Source organism: Curtobacterium sp. PhB190, assembly GCF_004365385.1.
GTDB lineage: Bacteria > Actinomycetota > Actinomycetes > Actinomycetales > Microbacteriaceae > Curtobacterium.
The window spans coordinates 155265-177827 of sequence record NZ_SODN01000005.1 but is presented as its reverse complement, the minus strand read 5'-3'; the positions used below and the strand labels follow the sequence as shown (position 1 = coordinate 177827).

General features: G+C 71.2%; 22 protein-coding genes. 15 read left to right on the top strand and 7 right to left on the bottom strand.

Annotated elements, in window-relative coordinates; all coding sequences use genetic code 11:
• Positions 1–30: 30 nt before the first annotated feature.
• The 7 genes from EDF47_RS09985 (at position 31) to EDF47_RS09955 (ending at position 7656) form a co-directional block, all read left to right on the top strand.
• Positions 31–747, top strand: a complete 717-nt coding sequence (locus tag EDF47_RS09985; RefSeq protein WP_131877998.1) for a GntR family transcriptional regulator — start codon at positions 31–33, stop codon at positions 745–747.
• A 91-nt stretch (positions 748–838) separates the two neighbouring features.
• A complete protein-coding gene (locus EDF47_RS09980) occupies positions 839–1885 on the top strand; it encodes a TIM barrel protein (RefSeq protein WP_132099261.1) in 1047 nt (348 codons plus the stop codon).
• Entirely contained in the window at positions 1882–2835 is a 954-nt protein-coding gene (locus EDF47_RS09975) for a 3-hydroxyacyl-CoA dehydrogenase family protein (RefSeq protein WP_131878002.1), read from the top strand. The genes EDF47_RS09980 and EDF47_RS09975 overlap by 4 nt, the downstream gene beginning before the upstream one ends.
• 11 nt (positions 2836–2846) lie before the next feature.
• Positions 2847–3632, top strand: coding sequence for an SDR family oxidoreductase (locus tag EDF47_RS09970; protein WP_133938062.1), 786 nt, complete (start codon positions 2847–2849; stop codon positions 3630–3632).
• Between the two features lie 171 nt (positions 3633–3803).
• Complete coding sequence (locus EDF47_RS09965; RefSeq protein WP_133938060.1) at positions 3804–5195, top strand: MFS transporter; 1392 nt, start codon at positions 3804–3806, stop codon at positions 5193–5195.
• The gene (locus EDF47_RS09960; RefSeq protein WP_133938058.1) at positions 5192–6898 is read left to right on the top strand and encodes a dihydroxyacetone kinase family protein; all 1707 of its coding nucleotides are present in this window, start codon (positions 5192–5194) and stop codon (positions 6896–6898) included. Before EDF47_RS09965 ends, EDF47_RS09960 begins: the two co-directional genes overlap by 4 nt.
• A complete protein-coding gene (locus tag EDF47_RS09955) occupies positions 6895–7656 on the top strand; it encodes a triose-phosphate isomerase family protein (protein WP_132099263.1) in 762 nt (253 codons plus the stop codon). The genes EDF47_RS09960 and EDF47_RS09955 overlap by 4 nt, the downstream gene beginning before the upstream one ends.
• On the opposite strand, the gene EDF47_RS09950 is transcribed toward EDF47_RS09955, so the two are convergent.
• The gene (locus EDF47_RS09950; RefSeq protein ID WP_132099264.1) at positions 7649–8491 is read right to left on the bottom strand and encodes an NAD(P)H-binding protein; all 843 of its coding nucleotides are present in this window, start codon (positions 8489–8491) and stop codon (positions 7649–7651) included. The two genes, EDF47_RS09955 and EDF47_RS09950, sit on opposite strands and share 8 nt — an antisense overlap.
• Positions 8492–8570: 79 nt before the next feature.
• On the opposite strand from EDF47_RS09950, the gene EDF47_RS09945 reads away from it, so the two are divergent.
• Positions 8571–9302 carry a TetR/AcrR family transcriptional regulator gene (locus EDF47_RS09945; RefSeq protein ID WP_235036037.1) on the top strand — a complete coding sequence of 244 codons (732 nt, stop codon included), beginning with the start codon at positions 8571–8573 and terminating at the stop codon, positions 9300–9302.
• On the opposite strand, the gene EDF47_RS09940 is transcribed toward EDF47_RS09945, so the two are convergent.
• The 3 genes from EDF47_RS09940 to EDF47_RS09930 form a co-directional block, all read right to left on the bottom strand.
• Entirely contained in the window at positions 9299–9973 is a 675-nt protein-coding gene (locus EDF47_RS09940) for a response regulator transcription factor (protein ID WP_132099265.1), read from the bottom strand. The genes EDF47_RS09945 and EDF47_RS09940 overlap by 4 nt on opposite strands.
• Positions 9970–11181, bottom strand: coding sequence for a histidine kinase (locus tag EDF47_RS09935; RefSeq protein ID WP_131878012.1), 1212 nt, complete (start codon positions 11179–11181; stop codon positions 9970–9972). Before EDF47_RS09935 ends, EDF47_RS09940 begins: the two co-directional genes overlap by 4 nt.
• 343 nt (positions 11182–11524) lie before the next feature.
• Entirely contained in the window at positions 11525–12295 is a 771-nt protein-coding gene (locus EDF47_RS09930; protein ID WP_131878014.1) for an alpha/beta fold hydrolase, read from the bottom strand.
• Positions 12296–12345: 50 nt separating this feature from the next.
• On the opposite strand from EDF47_RS09930, the gene EDF47_RS09925 reads away from it, so the two are divergent.
• Entirely contained in the window at positions 12346–12759 is a 414-nt protein-coding gene (locus EDF47_RS09925) for a helix-turn-helix domain-containing protein (protein WP_131878016.1), read from the top strand.
• A gap of 91 nt (positions 12760–12850) precedes the next feature.
• Positions 12851–13642 (top strand): NAD(P)-dependent oxidoreductase, encoded by a 792-nt coding sequence (locus tag EDF47_RS09920; protein WP_131878018.1) that lies wholly within the window; start codon positions 12851–12853, stop codon positions 13640–13642.
• Positions 13643–14132: 490 nt separating this feature from the next.
• Here EDF47_RS09920 and EDF47_RS09915 read toward each other — a convergent pair whose 3' ends face one another.
• A complete protein-coding gene (locus EDF47_RS09915) occupies positions 14133–14819 on the bottom strand; it encodes an SDR family oxidoreductase (protein WP_131878020.1) in 687 nt (228 codons plus the stop codon).
• A 113-nt stretch (positions 14820–14932) separates the two neighbouring features.
• Between EDF47_RS09915 and EDF47_RS09910 the strand changes: the two genes are divergently transcribed.
• Positions 14933–15139, top strand: coding sequence for a hypothetical protein (locus EDF47_RS09910; protein WP_131878022.1), 207 nt, complete (start codon positions 14933–14935; stop codon positions 15137–15139).
• Between the two features lie 57 nt (positions 15140–15196).
• Here the strand turns inward: EDF47_RS09910 and EDF47_RS09905 are convergent, their stop codons facing one another.
• Complete coding sequence (locus tag EDF47_RS09905) at positions 15197–15847, bottom strand: helix-turn-helix domain-containing protein (RefSeq protein ID WP_243692337.1); 651 nt, start codon at positions 15845–15847, stop codon at positions 15197–15199.
• Positions 15844–17364 carry an APC family permease gene (locus EDF47_RS09900; RefSeq protein ID WP_133938056.1) on the bottom strand — a complete coding sequence of 507 codons (1521 nt, stop codon included), beginning with the start codon at positions 17362–17364 and terminating at the stop codon, positions 15844–15846. The genes EDF47_RS09905 and EDF47_RS09900 overlap by 4 nt, the downstream gene beginning before the upstream one ends.
• A gap of 219 nt (positions 17365–17583) precedes the next feature.
• On the opposite strand from EDF47_RS09900, the gene EDF47_RS09895 reads away from it, so the two are divergent.
• The 4 genes from EDF47_RS09895 to EDF47_RS09880 all read left to right on the top strand — a co-directional run bounded on the left by EDF47_RS09895 (position 17584) and on the right by EDF47_RS09880 (position 22562).
• Positions 17584–19077: an APC family permease gene (locus EDF47_RS09895; protein WP_133938054.1), complete on the top strand. Its 1494-nt coding sequence runs from the start codon at positions 17584–17586 to the stop codon at positions 19075–19077.
• A gap of 80 nt (positions 19078–19157) precedes the next feature.
• Positions 19158–21197, top strand: coding sequence for a primary-amine oxidase (locus tag EDF47_RS09890; protein WP_133938052.1), 2040 nt, complete (start codon positions 19158–19160; stop codon positions 21195–21197).
• A 1-nt stretch (position 21198) separates the two neighbouring features.
• Complete coding sequence (locus EDF47_RS09885) at positions 21199–21816, top strand: hypothetical protein (protein ID WP_133938050.1); 618 nt, start codon at positions 21199–21201, stop codon at positions 21814–21816.
• Between the two features lie 563 nt (positions 21817–22379).
• Positions 22380–22562, top strand: coding sequence for a hypothetical protein (locus tag EDF47_RS09880; protein ID WP_123292879.1), 183 nt, complete (start codon positions 22380–22382; stop codon positions 22560–22562).
• The last annotated feature ends 1 nt before the right edge of the window (position 22563 follow it).

Genomic DNA, 22563 nt, shown 5'->3' with positions numbered 1-22563 from the left:
TCGGATTCGTGGATTCTCTAGGATCGACCCATGTCCACGACCATGCCCGGCTTCGGGACCGAACGCATCTCGCAGCTCGGCCTGCGTGACCGCGTCTACGACCGGGTGCTCGAGGTCCTGATGGGCCACGACGTCGAACCCGGCATGCGGCTGTCGATCGATGGGCTCGCCCGAACCCTCGGCGTCTCCCCGACGCCGGTGCGCGAAGCCCTCGTGCAGCTCGAACGCACCGGCCTCGTCACCCGTGAAGCGAACAAGGGGTACCGGGTCTCCCCACCCCTGGCCGGCGACCAACTCGAGGCCCTGTTCGACGCCCGACTCATCGTGGAGAGCGGCGCCGTCGAGCTCGCTGCGCGCGGTGACGTCGACGCCCTGCGGGAGCGGCTCGGCATTGCGCTCGACGAGCAGACTGCGGTGGCCGACGAGGTCGCGGCGGTCGGTGCGGCTGAGGCGTCGGAGGAACTCATGGCCCGCTTCTTCCGGAGCGACTGGCAGTTCCACCAGCTGATCTTCGATGCCACGCGGAACCCGTTCCTCGAGGAGATGTCCGAGATCATCACGACGCGGGTGCACCGTATGCGGCAGATCGTCGAGGGCGGCGGGGACGACACCGACCGCGCCGTGCACGAGCACCGAGCGGTGGTCGATGCCCTCGCGGTCGGGCCGGCTGAAGCGGTCGCGGCGATGCGGCACCACATCGACGCCGTCCGGCTCCGGTCGCGCGAGGACGCTTCGCACACGAGCTGATCCCGCAGGGGTTGCGCTCTGTCGAGGTGCGAGTATCTTTCCTATAGGAAAGAGGTTCACCGCCGAACCCCGACATGCGAAGGAGCATTCCGTGAGCACACCGCAGGACTGGGTCGACCAGGATTGGGACCCCACCACCTGGACGTCGGACACCTGGCCGATCGCCGCCTGTCTGCACGGCTTCGCCCAGGTCACGCGCGACGGCACTGCGTTCCACGATGCCCCGGCTGAGGTCTGGGACGACGTGTTCGCACAGATCGCAGCCGCAGGGTTCTCGCTCGCTGAACTCGCCGACAGCCACATCCGCCCCGCGGACCTCGAGCGCTCCCGCCGCGACGAGCTGTTCGCCGTCGCGAAGGTGCACGGCATCGGGATCCCCTCGGTGCACCTGCAGCGCAAGAGCGTCATCCAGCCCGGGCACGAGGAGGACAACCTCGCCTACGCCCACCGCACCATCGACGCGGCGGCCGAGTGGGGCATGCAGGTGTTCTCGACGGGCCTGCACCAGCCGTTCACCGAGGCCCAGAAGCGCGCGCTGTGGTTCTGGACAGCGCAGGGCCCGAAGGACCCGGACGACCCCGAGGTCTGGAACGCGGCGGTCAAGCGCCTGCGGGAGCTCGGTGAGCACGCTGCGAGCGTCGGACTGCCGATGGCCCTCGAGCTGTACGAGGACACCTACCTCGGCACCGCCGACAGCGCCGTGCGCCTGGTCGAGGACATCGGGCTCGACAACGTCGGCTTGAACGCGGACGTCGCGAACCTCATCCGCCTCCACCGGCCGATCGAGGACTGGCGGGAGCTCTTCGCGAAGACCATGCCGCACACGAACTACCTGCACGTGAAGAACTACACGCGTGACGAGGCCGGCGACGGCAGCTGGGCGACGAGCGCGCCGAGCACCATGGAGACGGGCCTCATCAACTACCGCCAGGTCCTGCGCGACGCTGTCGCCGACGGGTTCCGCGGGATCGTCATGACCGAGCAGTACGGCGGGGACAGCCTCGGCGTCTGCGCCACGAACCAGCAGTACATCCGATCCGTCCTCGCGACGACGAAGCTCGACGCGACGGCGACGGCGACGGCGACGGCGACGGCGACCCCGACTGCAGCAACCAGCACCGAAGGAGCAACCCGATGAGCACCCTCGACATCGCCGTCGTCGGATCCGGCTACATGGGCGGCGGGATCGCCCAGGTCCTCGCCCTCGCTGGCCACACCGTCCGGATCGCCGACGTCTCGGCCGAGATCGCCGCTTCCAACCGAGCCCGGCTCATCGCAGAGACCGAGCAGTTCGTCGCGGACGGCCTGTTCCCCGCGGACGCCGTGGCACGCGTCGACGCCCACCTCAGCGCAGCCGCCTCCATCGAGGAAGCAGTCGCGGAGGCCGACTTCATCGAGGAGGCCGTCCCCGAGAAGATCGAGATCAAGCACGCGACCCTCCGCCGCATCAGCGAAGCCGCCCGCCCCGACGCGATCATCGGCTCGAACACCTCGACGATCCTGATCGAGTCGCTGGCCGAGGCGGTCGTCGGCCCGGAGCGGTTCCTCGGCGTGCACTTCTCGAACCCGGCGCCGTTCATCCCCGGCGTCGAGCTCATCCCGCACCCGACCACGAACGAGCACGCGATCGCGGTCGGCGAGACCGTCGTCGCCGCGACCGGCAAGCAGTCGGCGCGGGTGAAGGACTCGACCGGGTTCGTGCTGAACCGCCTGCAGTACGCGCTGTTCGAGGAGGCCACGAAGATCGCCGACGAGGGCATCGCCACCCCCGACGACATCGACACCATCGTGCGGACCACGTTCGGGTTCCGCCTGCCGTTCTTCGGCCCGTTCGCGATCGCCGACATGGCCGGCCTCGACGTCTACGCGTTCTGCTTCGAGTCGCTGCAGACCCGCTGGCCCGAGCGCTTCGCCACCCCGCCGTCGCTGCAGCAGCACGTCGACGCGGGCGAGCTCGGCACGAAGTCCGGCGCCGGGTACCTCGAGGTGCCGGCCGACCGCACGCCGGAGCTCGTCGCCTACCGCAACAAGGCCTACGTCGCGATGCAGAAGCTGCTCGACGACCTCGGCCCGGCCCCGATCCACTGAGGGGGACGAGCATGAACACGAACACGAACACGAACACGCAGAACCAGCCCCGCACCGTCGTCCTCACCGGAGCGGCATCACCGCGTGGCATCGGTCGCGCCACCGCCCACCACCTGGCCGAGGCCGGCTGGGACATCGGCGTCATCGACCTCGACCAGACCGCCAGCGAACAAGTCGCCACCGAGATCCGCGAGCGGCACGGTGTCCGTGCGGTCGGCGTCGGCGCGAACGTCGCCGACGAGACCGCGGTCCGGGCAGCGTTCGACACGATCGAGGCCGAACTCGACCCCGTCGTCGCCCTCGTCAACCTGGCCGGCGTCTCGTCCGCGCACGCCTACCTCGACCTGCCCGAGGGGGAGTGGCACCGCGTGCTGTCGATCAACCTCGACGGCGTGCACTTCGCCAGCCTGCGGGCAGCGGAGTCGATGGTGCAGCACGGCTACGGCCGCATCGTGAACCTGTCGTCGGTCTCGGCCCAGCGCGGTGGCGGCACCTTCAGCAAGACCCCGTACACGGTGGCGAAGGCCGGCGTGATCGGCCTGACCCGTGGCCTGGCCCGCGAGCTCGGCCCGCGCGGCGTCACCGTCAACGCGATCGCTCCCGGCCCGATCGACACCGACATCATGGGCGGCACCCTGACCGAGGAGCGCAAGACCGAGATGGCAGCGGACGGCGTGCTGCCGCGCATCGGTACGCCGCGGGACATTGCCGCGGCGATCGCGTACCTGATCAGCGAGGACGCCGGGTTCGTCACCGGCCAGACGCTGAACGTCGACGGCGGCCTGTACATGCACTAGAGCCGACCGGCCACGGATCGCGCGCCGTCCGCGCGACGCGATCCGTGCCTCCCGTCCGACAGGCCGAACGGCCAGACGGCCCGACGGCCAAACGGCCGAACGGCCAAACGGCCACCAGGCCCCACCGCCGGACGCCCCGAAACCGCACCGTGCTCGCAAAGGAGCGAACCCGTGTCACTTCCCCCTGCCCCCGCGCTCGGGTCGACGAACGACCCCGGCCTCAAGTCCGCCATCGGCAAGGCGACGAAGCACCTCATGCCGATGCTCGTCATCCTGTACTTCGTCGCGTTCCTCGACCGCACCAACGTCGGCTTCGCCGAAGAGGCCCTGAGCGTCGACCGCGGCATCTCCGACGCGGCCTTCGCACTCGGCGCCGGCATCTTCTTCATCGGCTACGCGATCTTCGAGATCCCGTCGAACCTGCTGCTCAAGCGCTTCGGCGCTCGGTTCTGGCTCGCCCGCATCGCGGTCACGTGGGGCATCGTCGCCGCGCTGTTCGCCTTCACGACGAACGACACGATGTTCATCGTCCTGCGCTTCATCCTCGGTGTGACCGAGGCGGGGCTGTTCCCGGGCGTGATCATGTACTTGTCGGAGTGGTTCCCGAACAAGGTGCGCGTGCGGATGTTCGCGATCTTCTACCTGGCGCAGCCGCTCTCGCAGATGATCGGCGCCCCGTTGTCCGGCGGTCTCCTGAGCTTCGGCGACCAGGCGACCCCGTTCCACGGCTGGCAGGTCATGTTCTTCGGCGAGGGGATCCTCGCGGTGCTCGCCGGCATCGCGGCCCTGGTGTTCCTGACGAACAGTCCGCAGCAGGCGAAGTGGCTCGAACCGGGCGAGAAGAAGTCCCTCACCGCGGCGATGGCGCGCGAGGACACCGCCCGCAGCGCGGACGGCCCGACCGGCATCTGGAAGGCCATGGCGAGCGGCCGGGTCTGGTACTTCACGATCATCTACTTCTGCCTGCAGGTCGCCGTGTACGGCACGACGTTCTACCTGCCGCGGCAGGTCTCCTCGCTGCTCGGGCAGGACGTCGGGTGGCAGGTTGGCCTCGTGACCGCGATCCCGTGGCTCGTCGGACTCGTCGCCTGCTACCTGGTCGGCTCGAAGGCGGACTCCGTCGGTCGCCGTCGTCGCTGGGGCACCATGTTCTACATCACGACCGGGCTGTCGATCCTCGGGTCGGCGTGGGCCGGTGCGAACGGGCAGCCGATCCTGGGGATCGTGTTCATCACGCTGGCGGTCGCGAGCTTCCTGGCCGTCGGCCCGATCACCTGGGCGTACCCGACGGCGTTCCTCACCGGGGCAGCCGCTGCGGCGGGCATCGGCCTGATCAACTCGCTCGGCAACCTCGGCGGGTTCGTCGCCCCGATCATGCGCACGGCGATCAACGAGGTGGTGCCGACCGACAGCGGTGCGTTCGGGATCGTCTCGCTCGGGGTCCTGGCGTTCGTCGCGGCCGTGATGATCTTCTGCACGAAGTTCTTCCGGGGGTCGAAGGCGGATGATCTCCTCGACACCTCGCATGTCCGCACCACGACGTCGAAGGAGACGAACGCGTGACCAGACTGTTCAACGACCCGGCGGACTTCGCCGACGAGGCGACCGACGGTTTCGTCGCCGCGAACGAACGATGGGTGCGGAAGGTGCACGGCGGCGTCGCCCGCGCCACCACGAGCCCCGACGGCACGGTCGCCGTCGTGATCGGTGGCGGCTCGGGCCACTACCCGGCGTTCGGCGGACTCGTCGGGCCGGGCCTTGCAGCCGGTGCCGCAATGGGCAACCTGTTCGCCAGCCCCAGCGCCCAGCAGGTGGCCGGCGTCGCGCGGGCCGCCGAGCACGGCGGCGGGGTACTGCTGAGCTACGGCAACTACGCCGGTGACGTCCTGAACTTCGACGCCGCGGCCCGCACGCTCGAGGCCGACGGCATCCCGGTCCGGACCGTCCGCGTCACCGACGACGTGACGAGCGCCCCCGCCGACGACCGCGCGAAGCGACGCGGCATCGCGGGCGACCTCTGCGTCTTCAAGGTCGCCGGTGCCGCCGCCGAGCAGGGCCGCAGCCTCGACGAGGTCACGGCCGTCGCCGAGCGCGCCAACGACCGCACGCGGTCGTTCGGCGTCGCGTTCTCCGGCTGCTCGCTGCCCGGCGCCGACGAACCCCTGTTCACGGTGCCCGAGGGACGGATGGCCATCGGCATGGGCATCCACGGCGAGCGGGGCATCGACGAGACCGACGTGCCGACGGCGTCCGAGCTGGCGTCGCTGCTGGTGACCCGACTGCTCGACGAGCTGCCGGAGAGCGTGACACCCGACGGCGCGCGCGTCGTCCCGATCCTCAACGGGCTGGGCAGCGTCAAGTACGAGGAGCTCTTCGTCGTCTACCGCTCGGTGCAGCAGCGGCTCGCCGACGCGGGGGTCGTCATCGTCGAGCCCGAGGTCGGCGAACTCGTCACGAGCTTCGACATGGCCGGTGTCTCGCTCACCCTGTTCTGGCTCGACGGCGAACTCGAGGAACTCTGGGCAGCAGCCGCGGACACCCCCGCGTACCGCAAGGGCGGCGCCGTCCCGCAGGAACGCGTCGACCCCTCCACCGTGGAAGCGGACGCCGAGGGCGTCGCCATCGGCGCTGCGAGCGACGACTCGCGCGCGGTCGGCGAGCAGGCTGCGGCCGGCTTCGCCGCCGTCCGCGCGCTCCTCGACGAGCACGCCGACGAGCTCGGCCGGATCGACGCCGTCGCGGGTGACGGCGACCACGGCATCGGCATGCAGCGGGGCGCGCACGCCGCAGCGGCCGCAGCCACCGACGCAGTAACCGCCGGCGCAGGTGTCGGTTCCGTCCTGCGGATCGCCGCAGACGCCTGGTCCGACAAGGCCGGCGGCACGTCCGGTGCGATCTGGGGAGCCGCCCTGGAGGCCCTGGGTCGCGTCCTCGGGGACGACGAGCGTCCGTCGGCCGCCACGGTCCAGAGCGCGGTGCACGCCGCCACCGAGGCGGTCCTCGCGTTCGGCGCGACCGTCGGCGACAAGACCATGGTCGACGCGCTCGTGCCGTTCGACGAGGTGCTCCGCACCCGGGTCGACGCGGGAGCGTCGCTCGCGGACGCCTGGGCCGACGCCGTCAGCGCCGCTCGCGAGGCCGCCGACGCCACCGCGTCGCTCGTGCCGAAGATGGGCCGCGCACGCACCCACGCCGAGCAAGCCGTCGGCACACCGGATCCCGGAGCGGTGTCGTTCGCGCTCATCGTGGAGACCCTCGCACCGTGATCACCATCGGTGTGTCGCTGAAGACGTACTTCTCGCACGCTCGGACCCTGGAGTGGTCGGGGGCCGTCGCCGAGATCGCGCGGAGGCACCCCGCGACGCGGTGCGGAGCGGCCACGCTGTTCGTCGCGCCGACGTTCCCGGCGCTCGTGCCCGTGCGTGACGTGCTGGCCGGGTCGGGGGTGCTCCTCGCCGCGCAGGACCTGTCGTGGGCCGACGAAGGAGCGTTCACCGGCGAGGTCTCCGGCGCCGAACTGCGGGAGATCGGGGTCGACCTGGTCGAGATCGGGCACGCCGAACGACGCTCCCTGTTCCACGAGGACGACGTGACCGTCACCGCGAAGGTGCACGCGGCCTTCCGCAACCACCTGCGTCCGCTCCTCTGTGTCGGGGAGACGACCCGGGCCTCCCGGTTGGCGGAAGCCGTGGCGGAGGTGACCGCGCAGCTCGACCGTGGTGTCTCGACGGCCATCGCTGACGGACTGGCCGGGGCGCTGACCGTCGCCTACGAGCCGGTGTGGGCGATCGGTGCGCCCGCACCGGCGCCGGACGACCACATCGTGGCGGTGCTCGCGGGGATCGAGCAGCACCTCGCCACGCGACCCGAGCTGCGCGGGAGCACGGTCCTGTACGGGGGCAGCGCCGGGCCCGGTCTGCTCACCCGTGGGCAGGGGCGGCTCGGCGGGTTGTTCCTCGGTCGGTTCGCGCACGACCCGGCTGCGGTCGAGGCGATCCTCGACGAGGTCGCAGCCCTCAGCTGAACTGGTCCTCGACCGTGCGCGGTGCACGTCCGAGGAGTTCACCGAGCAGGGGATCGGTGCCGGCGAACAGGCCCTGTGCTGCAGCCTCGTACATGCCAAGCAGGAACCCCACCATGTGCGGGTCCTGTCCGGCGGCGACCGCGCGAGCTCGCCACTCGTCCTCTCCGAGGGCCTCGAAGCCGATGGTCCGGCCGGTGCGCTCCGATGCGGAGCCGGCGAGGTCGGCGAAGGTCGGGGCCGCCGGCGCGGTGAGCGTCACCGGGCCGTCGAAGGGCTGCTCGGCGAGCAGGATGCGAGCGGCTGCCTCGGCGGCGTCCTCACGCGCGGTCCACGACACCGGGCCGTCGACGGGCACGGACACGGTGCCGGTGGTCTGCCACGGTCCCATCAGCCACGTGGTGCTGTGGGCGTAGAACCCGTTCCGCAGGCTCGTCCAGGGCAGGCCAGACTCGCGGAGCAGGTCCTCGGTCGCGGCGTGGTGGGCCGCGGGGACGAACGGCGACCCGTGCGCTGCACCTTGGTGGCTCGTGTACAGGACGCGGCCGACGCCGGCGGTCACGGCCGCGGCCACGGCGGAACGGTGCAGCGCGACGGCGTCTGCACCCGGGTCGTTCGACGAGACGAGCAGGAGCTGGTCGGCACCGGCGAAGGCGCGGGCGAGCGTGTCGGGCTCGGCGTAGTCGCCGCGGCGGACCTCGACGCCCTGGTCGGCGAACCGCTGGCCCTTCGCCGGATCGCGGGTGACGACCACGAGCTCGCTCGGGTCGACCTGTCCGAGCAGGTGGTCGGTGGTGGCGCCGTTGAGTGCGCCCGTGGCGCCGGTGATGACGATCATGGGATCTCCGAATCAGTGGTAACGGCCAAGTTGTATCGACGGTAACACACTGATAGCAGTGATCCGTTATCGTTGTTCCGTGATCGACCAGGGAACCCAGCGCGAGGAGACACGAGCGCGCATCGTCGAGGTCGCCGGCTCGATGCTGCGGGAACTCGGCGCGGCAGCGGTGACCACCCGCGCAGTCGCCGACGGCGCAGGCGTGCAGGCGCCGACGATCTACCGGCTGTTCGGCGACAAGGACGGGCTGCTCGAAGCGGTGGCTGAGCACGCGATGACGACCTTCGCTGCGGTGAAGGCGGACGCGGTGCGGGCAGCGCGTGACGGACGGACGGACCCCGTCGACGACCTGCGCGCCGGGTGGTCGATGACGATCGGGTTCGGGCTCGCCAACCCGCACCTGTTCGTGCTGTTGAGCGACCCCGAGCGTGGTCGGCGCTCAGCAGCGGCGCGGGCCGGCACGGCGTTGCTCGCCGAACGGATCCAGCGCGTGGCCGAGGCCGGGCGGCTCGCCGTGCCGGAACGACGTGCCGTGGAACTCGTGCACGCGGCCGGCACCGGCGCAGTCCTCGCGGTCCTGGCCGCCCCGGTGGACGAGCGGGACCCGTCGCTCGCCGACGACGTGCTCGACGCCGTGCTCGGCCGGATCCTCGTGCCGAGCGCGTCGACGACGGACGACGGTGGCACGGGCGGCGACGCCGTGACGAGCGCCGCGATCACGCTCCGTGCTGCTGCACCCCGGCTGGATCGGCTGTCGGCTGCCGAGCGGACGATGCTCGCGGAGTGGCTCGATCGGATCGCGACCGGCTAGGACCCGTCGCGGGTGCCCGCCAGTCCGTGGTCGTGCGCGTAGACCACGAGCTGCACGCGGTCCCGCAGCGAGAGCTTGCCGAGGATGCTCGAGATCTGCGTCTTCACGGTCGACTCGGTGACGTACTCCTTCGTCGCGATCTCGGCGTTCGAGAGCCCGCGGGACGCCCAGCCGAACACCACCCGCTCCCGCTCGGTCAGCGCCTGGAACTCGGGCGGCTGCGGCGCCGGTGCCCTCGCGACGTCGGCCCCGAACAGCTGCGCGAGGTCGTTCGGGGCGATGACGGAGCTGCCCTCGTGGACCGCCCGGACCGCCGCGAACAGGAACGTCGGGGTGGCGTCCTTGAGCAGGAACCCGCTCGCACCGAGCCGGATCGCGGTCGCGGCGGCGGGGTCGAGGCCGAACGTGGTGAGCACGACGACCCGGGGGAGCGGGCCCTCGACGGCGCCGGAGAACAGCTGCCGGACGGTCTCGACGCCGTCCATGCCGGCCATCCGCATGTCGAGCAGCATCACGTCGGGTCGGAGTTCCTGGATGCGGGCGAGGGCCTCGGCACCGTCCGCGGCCTCGCCCACCACCTGCATGTCGTCCTGCGCGTCGAGCACCACGCGCAGACCGGCGCGGAACAGCGCCTGGTCGTCGGTGAGCAGGATCGTGATCGGTTCGGTCATCGGACGGGTCCCCCTTGGACGTCGAACGGGATGCGGGCGCGTGCGGCGAACACGTCGTCCAGCGCGGCGGCGTCGAAGGACCCGCCGAGTGCGGTGAGGCGGGTGTGCATGCCGTCGATCCCCCGGCCGGAGCCCCCGGTGGTGCCGTCACCCACGACGTTCTCGACCTCGAGCACGACGTCGGCGCTCCGCCAGGTCTCACGGACCACGACGGGCAGCCCCGGCGCACCGTGCCGGAGCGCGTTGGTCAGCATCTCCTGCAGCACGCGCCGTGCTGCCGTGCCGGTGTCCGGGCGGAGCGGGACCGGGACGCCGCGCACCGTGCGGTCGACGTCGACTCCGGCGTCGCGGATGCCCTGCACGATCTCCTCGAGCGAGCCGGGATCGGTCGTCTCCCCGGAGCCGTCGATGTGCCCGAGGACCTGCCGGACCTCGAGCAGGGAGCTGCGGGCGGTGCTGGCGATGGTGGCACTGACCTCGCGGATGCGGGCCTCGTCGGCCAGGAACGGCACCGAGTCGGCCTGCGCGATGATCACCGCGAGCGAGTGGCCGACGACGTCGTGCACGTCACGGGCGATGTCGGCGCGGATGCGTTCGGACTCCGCGACGTCGATGGCACGGGTGGCGGTCGCCTCGGCCTCGCTGGCCACCGCCTCGGCGCGCGACGCAGCAGCCTCGGCATCGGCTCGACGGACGGATTCGCGGTCGCGCGACCGGAAGGCCCGGACGGCGACCCCGCCCGCCCACACCCCGAGGAGGGCGGCGACCGGTGCGGCCATCGCGAGGAACGCCTGGTCGCGGGGACCGTTGAGCAGCACCAGGTACCGGAAGCCGGTGACGGCGAGGTAGAACGTCGCACCGACACCCGCGACGAGCGCGAGCACCCCGGAGAGGATGACCTCGGTCCGGGTCCCGACGACCGCCGCGGTGCCGATGACGACGAAGATGGCGAGGTCGACGAGTGACGGGCGCTCGCCGCCGCCGACCTGGATGATCCCGAGGACGACCACCATGAGCATCGCCGCCGACGGGGAGACCCGACGGAGGGCGATCGCGCCGGCGGCAGCGAGCACGGCGAAGAAGCTCGCGTGCTCGAGCTCGACCTCGAGCGGCAGCAGGAAGACCAACGCCGCGAGGACCGCCCACGCCACGTCGACGACGATCGAACGGGTGGCGAGCGGCCGGATGAACGTGCGCCGGTCCGTCACGGCTCGATCATCGCATGCCGCCCACGCCGGGCAGCGCGGACCGACGTCACGCGCCCGGGGTCATGGCGGCGAGGGCGATGACGGTCGTGGCGACGATCGCGGCGCAGAGCAGCAGCGTGGCGATCGTGTGTTTCGTCGAGGACTCCATGTCACCAGACTCGCGGTCCGGAGTCGCCGGGGCATCGGGCGCACGGGCGAAGCGCTTCGTCCCTGCGGGTGAAGCGAGGGGCGAGCACCCGGTACTCGGCGTCGACGAAGACACCCGCAGTTGGGCGACCGGTCGTCCTGCACGGTCCCCGCGCGGAGCCGCGTTCCTTCCGGTGTGTGCCGCCGTGCGTGCTGGTCAGCTCAGGAAGGCGTCGATCGCGGCCCAGGTCGCTTCGGGTGATTCGAGGTGCGGGAGGTGGCCCGCGGCCGGGATCTCGGCGTAGGCCGCACCCGGTACCGCCGCGGCGACTGTTCGCCCGTAGGCCGGAGTGACGACGCGATCGCTTGCGCCCCAGACGACGAACGTCGGCACGTTGACCGCATGGAGTCGGCTGAGCAACGTCGGGTCGCTCATCGCCGCGCCGGCGACCGCTGCCATCGTGCGGCCGTTGGACTGCTGTACCGCTCGTTGCTCTTCGGTGGAGTCGGCGGGATCCGTGTACCCGCGTTCGGGGTCGTGCCACGCGACCTCGGCCAGGCCGCGAGCATCGAGGGCGAAGAAGTCGGCGATCGGCTCCCCGTCGACGATGGCACCAACGGTGTCGATGACCACCACGGCCCCGATGAGGCCGGCGAACCGCTGGTCGGCTGCGGCCTGGACGGCCATCTCGAGCGCGATCCATCCGCCGATCGAGGACCCGACCACGACCACGTCGCGGTCGCCGTGTTCGGTGAGCCGCGCGAGGTACGCGTGGGCGAGCTCGGCAACGGAAGCGATCGACTCAGGGCGTGCGGTTCCGTCCCAGCCCGGGTGGGTCGGGGCGAGGGCGTGCATGGTCGCCGACAGGTGTCCGACGATCGGCGCCACGGTCCTCGGCCCCCCGCCACCGTGCAGGACGAGGGCGGTGCGAGCGGTCGAGCTGCCGGCCTCGATGACCGGCAGGGGTTCGGGGAGGGAGCTGTTCATGATCGTCCTGTCTAAACATGTTGATGTAAGCGTGTTGATACAGTAACACCATGGCGGCGGACCTCGAGGTACTCGGACAGATGATCAAGCGCGCGCAGTACCGGAACCACCGGACGATGGACGCGGCGCTCAAGGACGTCGGCGTCTCTCTCGTGCAGTGGGATGCGCTCCGTGCCATCGATCGGATGCCCGGCGCATCGGGCCACGAGCTGGCCGTCGCGACCTTCCAGAGCGACCAGGCATTCGGGACCCTCGCGACACGGCTGGTCGAACGAGGGCTCATCACCCGGTCGGCAGGGCGCGGACGGCGTCTCGAGCACGCGCTGAGTGGTGCCGGTCGGACTGCGCTCCAGGACGGCCACTCGGTGGCGTCGAGCGTCCTCGATGTCCTCTTCGCTCCGCTCGACGGCGACCAGCGCAGCGACCTGCTCCACACGCTGCGCCTGCTCACCGAAGCGGACTGAACCGGAACGGCGGCGAGACGTCGCTCAGGCTTGGCCGCGATCGAAGACCCGGACAAGGCCGCTCCGCTGGCGTCGCCAGTACGATCGCACGATGTCGAGCATCGCCGGAAGCCGTTGGGTCGTCACCGGTGCTGCCGGGAACATCGGGTCTGCGCTCCGGTCGGCGCTGTTGGAGCGCCATGCGGTCCTCGTCTCCACCGACATCCGTCCGATCACCTCCAGCAGCCCACAGGAGTCCGTCGCATCGGTCGACCTCGCCGACCTGGAGAACCTGGTGGAACTCTTCGCCGGAGCTGACGGTGTGGTCCATCTGGGCGGAATCGCGGACGAGGCTGACTTCCACGACCTGGCCGAGGTGAACATCGTCGGGACCTACCACGTGCTCGAGGCCGCCCGGCGGGCACGGGTACGTCGGGTCGTGTACGCGAGCAGCAACCGCCTGACGGGCTCGTACACCGCGGGTCACCACGTGACGCCCGACATGCCGCCACGACCTGACGGCTTCTACGGAGTGTCGAAGGCCGCGGGGGAAGCACTCTGCCGGCTGTACGCGGACAAGTTCGGCATGAGCACCATCTCGTTGCGCATCGGCAGTTACGAGGAGCAGCCGTCTTCGGCTCGAGAGCAGCAGACGTGGCTCAGCCCCGCGGACGCGATCCGCGCCTTCGTCGCGGCGATGACGACCACCGAACACACGGCAGTGTTCTACGCCGTCTCCGCGAACACCGATGGATGGTGGGACCTCCAGCCCGGGGAAGCCGTCGGCTTCTTCCCGCAGGACGACGCGGCTGCGTGGAGCACGCGCGCGCCCCTTGCCCCGGACGTGCCGCAAGGTGGGAGGTACGCCACACCCGAGTACTCAACCGACCGCATGCGCCGGTAGTGGAGCGTCCATCCGACGCTTCACAGTGCCGTCGACCGCTGTTCCGATCGACGCGAGAGGTTCCGAAGTCGACGGCCGGAGAGACCCTCGCTCCAGCGCGCCGTGGACCCGGGCAGCACGGCGACGTGCATCCCGTCGTGCGCGGGGGCCAGCCCGCAGCGCCACCGATCGAAGACGCTGCCGCACCACTCCTGCGGGCAGGCTCCAGGGACCGACGGCGCTCCGTCGGCAATCGAGGGTGGACCGCCGGCGCCATCGGATCCAGGAGCGGGCAAGAGGTTCTCGGTCATTCATGATGAAGACGGGGAGCGGCCCCGATTCGTCACGAACTCGGCGTGCCGGTCAGCGCTCCGTGGCACGGCACCGCCTGGCGTGCGCGAGCGGCACGTCGACGCAGCACGGACGGACGTGGGGCTCGCCTCCGGAAGCCCACCTGCGGTGCACCGGTACTTCTGCAGGCAAGAGCAGATCCTGACACTCGTACTCGGGATCAGATGACGACGGATCCCCGCTGGCGGTGCGCGATCGAGACGGACTCGCCGGACACCGCGTTCAGCGGCGACGACAGGAACGCGATGAGATCAGCGATCTGCTGCGGGGTCGAGTCGCCGGGGCCGCCCGGGCGGACCTCGGCGGACGGGGTGTCCGTCACCGTCCCGGGGTTGACGACGTTCACCGTGACCCCGGTCCCCGCCACGTCGTCGGCCAGGTTCTTCGCGATGACGCTCACCGCGGTGTTCCGGAGCGACGCCGTGATGTTGCCGGAGAAGTAGGCGTTCTGCCCGCTCACGACGACCACGCGGCCGAACCCGGCCTCGCGCTGAGCGGGGAGCACGGCGTTCGCGACGCGGAGGAACCCGAGCGCCTTGCCGTCGATCGCGTCGAGGACCTGCTCCGGGTCGGACTTCCGAGCCGGGTCGAGGGTGCTCGCGCTCGGGGCAGCGGTCACGACGAGCACGTCGATGCGCCCGTGCCGCTCGAGGACGGTGGCGATGCCCGCGTCCACGGAGTCCTGCGAGGCGGTGTCGATCGACACGCTGCCGTCGGAGTCGTCGGCGCTGCGGGACGCGACGACGACGGTCGCCCCCTCGGTACGGAGACGATCGGCGACAGCGGTACCGATGTACCCCTTGCCTCCGACGACGAGTGCGACACGGTTCTTGAGTTCGAGGTCCACGCGCCCACGCTATGCCGGGGCGCTGCAGTCTGCCCGCCCGTCGCGGCTCGCCGGTCGACGAGCACATGCTCTTCTCGTAGTGTCGGTGGGTATCGCAACGGAACGAGGTGGACATGGGCTCACGATCAGCTGGCAACGTCGCGACGATCATCGCCGCAGGGTGTTTGGTCCTGCTCCTCGTCGTCGTGTGGCTCGGCGGACAGCAGTCGATCGGAGACGCGTTCGCGATCCCGGTCGTGTCCGCGCTCGTTCTCGGGTTCGCCGGCTGCACGGTCTGGGCCGGTGTCGTCGCCTTGCGTCGACGCGGATCCGGGCGCTGAGTACCGTGCACTGCGGTTCGCGGCGGGCCGCAGCGACATCGGACGTGTGACCACGCCTCACCCGAGCAGCGGCTCGAGCCGCGTCACTGCCCGGCGCAGGTGCACCAACGCGTCACCCGGCGACGACACCCGGGCCGCCGGCGCCGACAGGGTCAGCCCCGCCACGAGTTCGCCGCGCTCGCCGCGGACCGGGAGCGCCAGGCACCCGAACCCCGCCGTGAACGCGCCGACCTGGTGCACCGGTCCGAGGCCCCCTTCGGCGTGCAACCGCCCCATCGCACTCGACCCGGGCGTCGCCCGCAGCGCGGCCTCGTCGAGCAGCGGGAAGTCCGGGTCGACGTCGATGTCGCGCACACCGGCGGCGTCGTAGCGCGCCAGGTGCACGCCCGCCCGGACGGCGGAGCGGACGTCGGCGAGCACCGACCGCACGGCTCGGGGCAGCGGTGCGAGTACCGGAGCCGGCGACACCCCGGCCAGGTCGGCGACCTTGTGGCCGAGGGCGAAGCCGCGCAGGTCCGGCAACCGGACGAGGTACTCGTCCTCGACGAGCAGCGTGATGAGCCGGTAGGTGGTGGCCCGCGGCATCCCGAGGGCGTCCGAGATCTGCTGGGCGGTGACACCCGGTCCCGCGTGCGCAGCAGCCTCCAGCACCGCGAGGGCGTTCTGGATCGCCTTCGGCTGCCGCGCGCGGAGTCCGGGTTCGCTCACCGCACCTCCGCCGGCTGGCCGGTTCCGGCGGACGGACGGGAGGCCCCCAGCAGGTCCGCCTCGACCGGCACGTCGTACACGGCGCGGCTCCGACCCCGCCGCCAGGGTCGCCGACGCGTGGCCACCAGGAACGCGACCACCACCGCGGCGACCGTCCCGACGGCGAGGGCGACGGCCGGCCAACGGGACGACGCGGCCTCGACCCCGAGGTAGGTGAGCAGGACGGCGGTCAGCAGGACCCCGGTCGTGACGGCGACGACCGCGACCCCCGCCGTCAGCTCGCCGATGCGCCGCAGGAACACCGGGGCCGCGAAGCACGTCAGGGCGTACGCGGCGATGTACCCGAGGGCGGCGACGACGAGCTCGGCCTCCATGAGTGTCCACGTCGGGATCCCGCTCGCCAGGCCGAGGACCGGCAGCACCGTGAGCACGCCGCACGCGACCGCGCCGGCCACGAACGGGGTCCGGAAGCGCGGCGACGCCCGACCGAGCACCCGGGGCAGGACTCCCTCGCGGCCCATCGCGAACAGGACCCGCACGAGCGCCGTGGTCGAGGCGATCGCGCACGCCGCGAACGACGCCGCGATCCCGAGGTCGAGCGCCCACCCGATCCACTGCATGCCGAAGGCGTTCGCCAGCTCGTTCACGGGCGAGGCGCTCGACGCGAGGTCGGCGCCCACGGCGGCGAACCCCATCTGCTGGGCCGCAGCGCTGACCACGTAGAGCACCCCGGCGACCAGGACGGTCCACGAGATCGCGCGGGGGATCGCCTGGAACGGGCGCCGGGCCTCCACACCGAGCACCGACGCGCTCTCGAACCCGACGAACGCGGTCACGGCGAGGGCGGTGCCGACCGCGAACGACGCCGGCTGCGTCGGCCCGAGGGCGACCGCGGAGGCGTCGGCCGGGTGCAGGCGCGCGACCAGCGCGACGATCAGGACCACGATGACCGCCACCGACAGCGACTCGACGAGCAACGTCAGCCGGGTCGACAACCGGACTCCGAGCGCGATCACCGCGAAGACGGCCGCGCCCATCACCAGCACCACGACGATCGTGACCAGGGCGTCGTCGCCGGCGGCGGCCGGCACGAAGCGGGACAGCAGGTAGTCGAGGTAGTAGCCGCTGCCGGTGAGCGAGAACATCGCGATGAAGCCGTACCCGAGCAGGAGCGCTGCGCCCGCGACGACCCCGGCGACCGGGCCGAGCCCGAGCGAGACGTAGGTGTAGAGCGACCCGGTGCCGGCGACGCGTCGGACGAACTGGTTCACCGTCCGCCCGACCAGGAACGACAGCGCCATCGCGGCCAGGAGCGACCACGTTGCCCCCTGGCCGGCGACCGTCGCGACGAGGACCGGGATCGTGGTCGCGGCAGCGGACGGTGCCACGGCCGACACCGACTGCGCGAGGACGTCGACCGGGCCGATGCTCCGCCGCGACAACCCGTCGACGGGGGAGCGCGTGCCGACGCCGGGCACCCGCGGCGGGTCGGCGATGGCTCGGTCGAGCGCGGTCATGCGGCAACCGTAGGGCTGCGCCGTTGCGCCCGTGTCTCGGTGGTGTTTCGGCGGCGTCTCACGCAAATGAGACGCCTCCGACGAGCACGTCCCATTCGGCGGCGACAGGGCTTCACGCCGGTGGAACGGCACCGCAACGGCGGCACGGGACCGTGGTCACACCCAGCACCACGACCTGCGATCCCCACTCACCCCGTTCCACCCACCCGGAAGGCCACGATGTCCAGCATCACGAAGGACCCCGCGTCACTCGGAGCCGCACCCACGCCGCAGCGGACCATGCGCGGCTCGCTCGGCGTCACCGCGATCGTGTTCATGGTCGTCGCGGCCGCCGCCCCGCTCACCGTCGTCGGCGGCGCCGCCCCGCTCGGCATGCTGCTCGGCAACGGCGTCGGGTTCCCGTCGCTGTACGCCGCGTCGGCCGTCGTGCTGCTGCTGTTCTCGGTGGGGTTGGCGGCGATGACCCGGCACGTGCCGCGGCCCGGCGCGTTCTTCACGTTCGTCGGGCACGGGCTCGGTCGTCCGGCCGGCGCGGGAGCCGCCACGCTGGCACTCCTGACGTACACGACCATCCAGGTCAGCGTGCACGGGTACATCGGGTACCTGCTCGGCGTCACCGTCACGGGTCTCGGCGGACCGGACATCCCCTGGTACGTCTGGTCCCTGGTCGTCGTGGCCCTGGTCGGGATGCTCGGCTACCGGCACATCGACCTGTCGAGCAAGGTGCTCGGCGTGATGCTCGTCGGCGAGGTCGGCATCGTGCTCGTCCTGGTCGCCGCGATCGTGTTCCGCGGCGGGGCCGACGGCCTGTCCCTCGCACCGTTCGAGCCGACCCAGATCATGTCCGGGTCGCCCGGCGTCGGGCTGATGTTCGCCATCGCCGCGTTCATCGGGTTCGAGGCCACCGCGATCTTCCGCGACGAGGCGAAGGACCCGGAGCGGACCATCCCGCGTGCGACCTACACGGCCGTGATCGGCATCGGCGTCTTCTACACACTCGCGTCGTGGGGTCTCGTGATGGCGTGGGGCCCCGACGGCATCCTCGCCGAGGTCGCGAAGGACCCCGGATCACTCATCCTCACCACCGCCGCGCAGTACATCGGCAGCGCCGGGGAAGCCGTGCTCAACGTGCTGCTGCTGACGAGCATGTTCGCCTGCGTCCTGTCGTTCCACAACGTGATCACCCGGTACCAGCACTCGATGGCGAACGCGTCGCTGCTGCCCGGCCGGCTCGGCGACGTGCACCGGAAGCACGCGTCGCCGCACACCTCGAGCCTGGTGCAGACCGTCACCGCCGCCGTGCTGATGGTGCTGTTCGCGGTGCTCGGCCTCGACCCGGTGCTGCAGGTGTTCAGCTGGTTCGCCGGCGTCGCCACCCTGGGCGTCGCGATCCTGATGGCCGCGACGAGCCTCGCCGTCATCGTGTACTTCCGCCGCAACCCCGGTGACCGGCGGGTCTGGAACACCATCGTGGCCCCCGTCCTCGGGTTCCTCGGGCTCGTCGCCGCTGCCGTCCTGATCTGGGTGAACTTCCCGACGCTCGTCGGCGACGTCGACGCCTCGGGCGCGAGCGTCTTCGGCGTCGTGAGCATCGTGCTCACCGGCCTGGTCGTGGTCGTCCCCGTCATCGGCGTGGTGCAGGCGGTGGTGCTGCGACGCCGCAGTCGGAGCCGCTACGAGCTGATGCTCGACCGTCTCGCCACCGAGAGCTGACCCGCCGGGCGCACCACGCGCCTCCCGGCCGAACCGAACTGACCCCACGCACGACGCAACGCGCAAGGAGCACCACGCACATGACGATCACCGACCCGACCACCGTGACCACCGACGCAGCCACCACCGCGCACCCGCTCGGCAGCCTGACGCCCGACGAGTTCACCGCCGTCCGCGACCTCGTCACGGCGCAGCCGGACTGGACCGACACCACCCGCTTCGCCTACGTCGGCCTCGAGGAGCCGCACAAGCAGGAGGTCCTGGCGTGGCAGGCCGGCGACGGCCCCCTGCCGGACCGCACGGCCCGGGTGATGCTGCTCGACATGGCGACCGGTCGCTCCACCGACCGCGTCGTGTCGATCAGCACCGGCGCGGTGCTGCGGACCGACGTGCTGGACGGGTCCCGTGGCCAGCTGCCCGTCCTGATCGAGGAGTTCGACGCCGTCGGCGAGATCGCGAACGCGGACGAGCGCTGGGTCGCTGCCCTGGCGAAGCGCGGACTGTCCGCCGACGAGGTCAAGTGCGTGCCGCTGTCCGCCGGGTACTACGACTACCCGGAAGAGGTCGGTCGGCGCATCCTGCGCGTGCTCGCCTTCAAGCAGGACCACCCGGCCGACCACGTGTGGGCGCACCCCGTCGACGGCCTGTCGGCGTACGTCGACGCCGCGAACCGGGCCGTCACGCGGATCGTGGACGTGGCGGACATGCCCGTTCCGACCACCTCGGGGAACTTCGACGACCCGGCGATGCAGGGCGAACCGCTCGACCTCAAGCCGATCGTCATCACCCAGCCCGAAGGGCCGTCGTTCCGCGTCGACGGCGAGTTCGTCGAGTGGGCGAACTGGCGGTTCCAGGTCGGCTTCGACGCCCGCGAGGGACTCGTGCTCCGCCAGCTCTCGTGGCAGGACGGCGAGCGGCTGCGCCCGATCGTGTACCGGGCGTCGATCGACGAGATGCTCGTGCCGTACGGCGACCCGTCGCCCGTGCGGTTCTGGCAGAACTACTTCGACACCGGCGAGTACCTGTTCGGTCGCTTCACGAACTCGCTCGAACTCGGCTGCGACTGCGTCGGCGAGATCCAGTACTTCGACGCCGTCCTGGCCGACGAGCTCGGCAACCCGCAGACCATCCGCAACGGCATCTGCATGCACGAGGAGGACTTCGGCACGCTCTGGAAGCACGGCGACATCTACACCGGCTCGCAGGAGGTCCGTCGGTCCCGCCGCCTGGTGATCTCGTTCTTCACCACCGTCGGCAACTACGACTACGGCTTCTACTGGTACCTCTACCTGGACGGCACGATCGAGTGCGAGGCGAAGCTCACCGGCGTGCTCTTCACCAGCTCGTACCCGGGCCGTTCGGAGTCCGGCGACGACTACCCCTACGCCTCCGAAGTCGCCCCCGGCCTCGGTGCCCCCTACCACCAGCACCTGTTCTCGGCGCGACTCGACATGATGGTCGACGGGCTGTCGAACGCCGTGGACGAGGTCGACGCCGTGCGGGTACCGGTCGGACCGGGCAACGAGCACGGCAACGCCTTCACGAAGTCGGTGACCCGGATCGCGTCGGAGTCGTCGTCCGGCCGTCTCGCCGACGCCTCCAAGGCACGCACGTGGTTCGTCTCGAACACCGAGGAGCGCAACCACCTCGACCGCCCCACCGGCTACGTGCTGTACCCGCAGGACGCCCCGGTGCTGCTCGCCGACGACTCGTCCTCGGTCGCAGCCCGTGCCGAGTTCGCCCGCAAGCACCTGTACGTCACGCAGTACGACCCGGCGGAGCGCTTCGCCGCCGGCGACTTCGTGCACCAGAACCCCGGCGGCGACGGGGTCGCCCGGTACGTCGAGGGGGACCGTCCGCTCGACGGCGAGGACATCGTGCTCTGGCACACCTTCGGCCCGACGCACTTCCCGCGGCCCGAGGACTGGCCCGTCATGCCGGTCGACTACGCCAAGTTCACGCTCAAGCCGTACGGGTTCTTCCCGCGGAACCCGGCGCTGAACGTGCCGGCGGCCATCGGGGCGTCCGCCGGGTCGCACTGCTCGCACCACGTCTCCGGCGCCGTCGGGGCCGCACACGACGCAGCCGAGCACCAGCACGACCACGGGCACGGACACTGACGTGACCGACCTGCTCGGGCTCGCCGCGATCGTGCCGGCGTCCGCCGGGGCCTGCTGCACGGTCGGGGCGTGGCGCCCCGGCCGTGCGGTCGACGTGGTGGCGGCAGTGGTGATGGTGGCCGCGATGGTGGACGGGGCCTTCGGGCCGCGCGTGCTGCCCGGGGTGCTCTGGTTCGTGGTGCTCGCGCTGCTCGCCGTGGTGGTCGCCGCGGTGCACCGGGTGCAGAGTGCGTCTGGTGCGTCTGGTGCGTCTGGTGCGTCTGGTGCGTCTGGTTCGGACGGGAGGCCCGGGTCGGCTCCGGCGGGCCGGGTCGCGTCGGCGCACGGTCGGTTCGGGCGACTGCACGCGGCGCTCGGTCTGCTGGTGATGGGCGCGCTGGGCGTCGGCATGGCGCACGACCCCGGCATGTCCGGCATGGCGGGTGTCGGCGTGCACGGACACGGCGGCGCAGTCGCAATGACGTGGCAGGTCGTCCTCGGCGGCCTGACCGTCGGCTACCTGCTGCTCACCGCCCACATGGTGCGGGACGGCATCCGGCGTCGGACCCGCGCGCTCCCCGTCGTCGAGACGCTCGCCATGGGGATCGCGGTGGCGGTGATGGCCGCAGCGATGGCCTGACGGCTCCGGAAGGCATCCCGCGACGATGGAACCGCCGCGGGATGCCTCGAGCACCTAGCCCTTCCGCCCCAGGTCGTACAAGAACCGCGCCACGGTCACGAGCAAGCTCGCGATCCCCAACCACGGAACCTGACGCCTGCGGTCGGACTCGTTGTCCTTCGACATCGAGTCCTCCTCTCGGTGTCAGCCGGCCGACACGAAAGAGCGGAGAGCCAGGGATGCGTACGCGAGCGTGCCCGCGTACACTTGCTCCCGAGCGCTCAGCTCGGGAAGACTTGTTTCCCTGGCTTTCCACTCGGAGAGCTGATCGAAGCCCACCACCGTTGCTGCGGTGGTGGGCTTCAACTTTGCCCGGATGCACTCCCCGGCGAGAGTGGCATCTGATGTGCAGCGTATCGGAGGGTCTTCGACCGCAGGCCGCCGCCGCGCACTGATGTGCGACGCGAACTGTTCGGCGCGCGAAACGTACAGTTTGCGAACCGTTCGTTGCGAAAAACGTTCACGTCATGAAAGAGTTCGAGCGTCCGCAGGGGACGAACGGCCGCAGAAGGGCGGGATCAGACATGCACAGCACGTACTCCGGGATGCCTCGGGCGGCACGGATCGGTGGCAGCCACACCCGCATCGGTCTGACCGACCCGGCCGTCATCGACGCCTACGTCGAGCGCCGCATCGAGGACCCGTCGCTCCTCGCCGGTCGCGCCGAGCCGGCGTACGCCGACTTCTTCACCGTCCCCGCCGCGTAGC

Bases quoted from the DNA above. Each gene is read 5' to 3' on its own strand.
- EDF47_RS09880 (WP_123292879.1), top strand. From the start codon at position 22,380: ATGCACAGCACGTACTCCGGGATGCCTCGGGCGGCACGGATCGGTGGC.
- EDF47_RS09940 (WP_132099265.1), bottom strand. From the start codon at position 9,973: ATGACCGAACCGATCACGATCCTGCTCACCGACGACCAGGCGCTGTTC.
- EDF47_RS09900 (WP_133938056.1), bottom strand. From the start codon at position 17,364: ATGACCGCGCTCGACCGAGCCATCGCCGACCCGCCGCGGGTGCCCGGC.
- EDF47_RS09925 (WP_131878016.1), top strand. From the start codon at position 12,346: ATGGCGGCGGACCTCGAGGTACTCGGACAGATGATCAAGCGCGCGCAG.
- EDF47_RS09985 (WP_131877998.1), top strand. From the start codon at position 31: ATGTCCACGACCATGCCCGGCTTCGGGACCGAACGCATCTCGCAGCTC.
- EDF47_RS09930 (WP_131878014.1), bottom strand. From the start codon at position 12,295: ATGAACAGCTCCCTCCCCGAACCCCTGCCGGTCATCGAGGCCGGCAGC.
- EDF47_RS09895 (WP_133938054.1), top strand. From the start codon at position 17,584: ATGTCCAGCATCACGAAGGACCCCGCGTCACTCGGAGCCGCACCCACG.
- EDF47_RS09975 (WP_131878002.1), top strand. From the start codon at position 1,882: ATGAGCACCCTCGACATCGCCGTCGTCGGATCCGGCTACATGGGCGGC.
- EDF47_RS09950 (WP_132099264.1), bottom strand. From the start codon at position 8,491: ATGATCGTCATCACCGGCGCCACGGGCGCACTCAACGGCGCCACCACC.
- EDF47_RS09970 (WP_133938062.1), top strand. From the start codon at position 2,847: ATGAACACGAACACGAACACGAACACGCAGAACCAGCCCCGCACCGTC.
- EDF47_RS09890 (WP_133938052.1), top strand. From the start codon at position 19,158: ATGACGATCACCGACCCGACCACCGTGACCACCGACGCAGCCACCACC.
- EDF47_RS09920 (WP_131878018.1), top strand. From the start codon at position 12,851: ATGTCGAGCATCGCCGGAAGCCGTTGGGTCGTCACCGGTGCTGCCGGG.
- EDF47_RS09910 (WP_131878022.1), top strand. From the start codon at position 14,933: ATGGGCTCACGATCAGCTGGCAACGTCGCGACGATCATCGCCGCAGGG.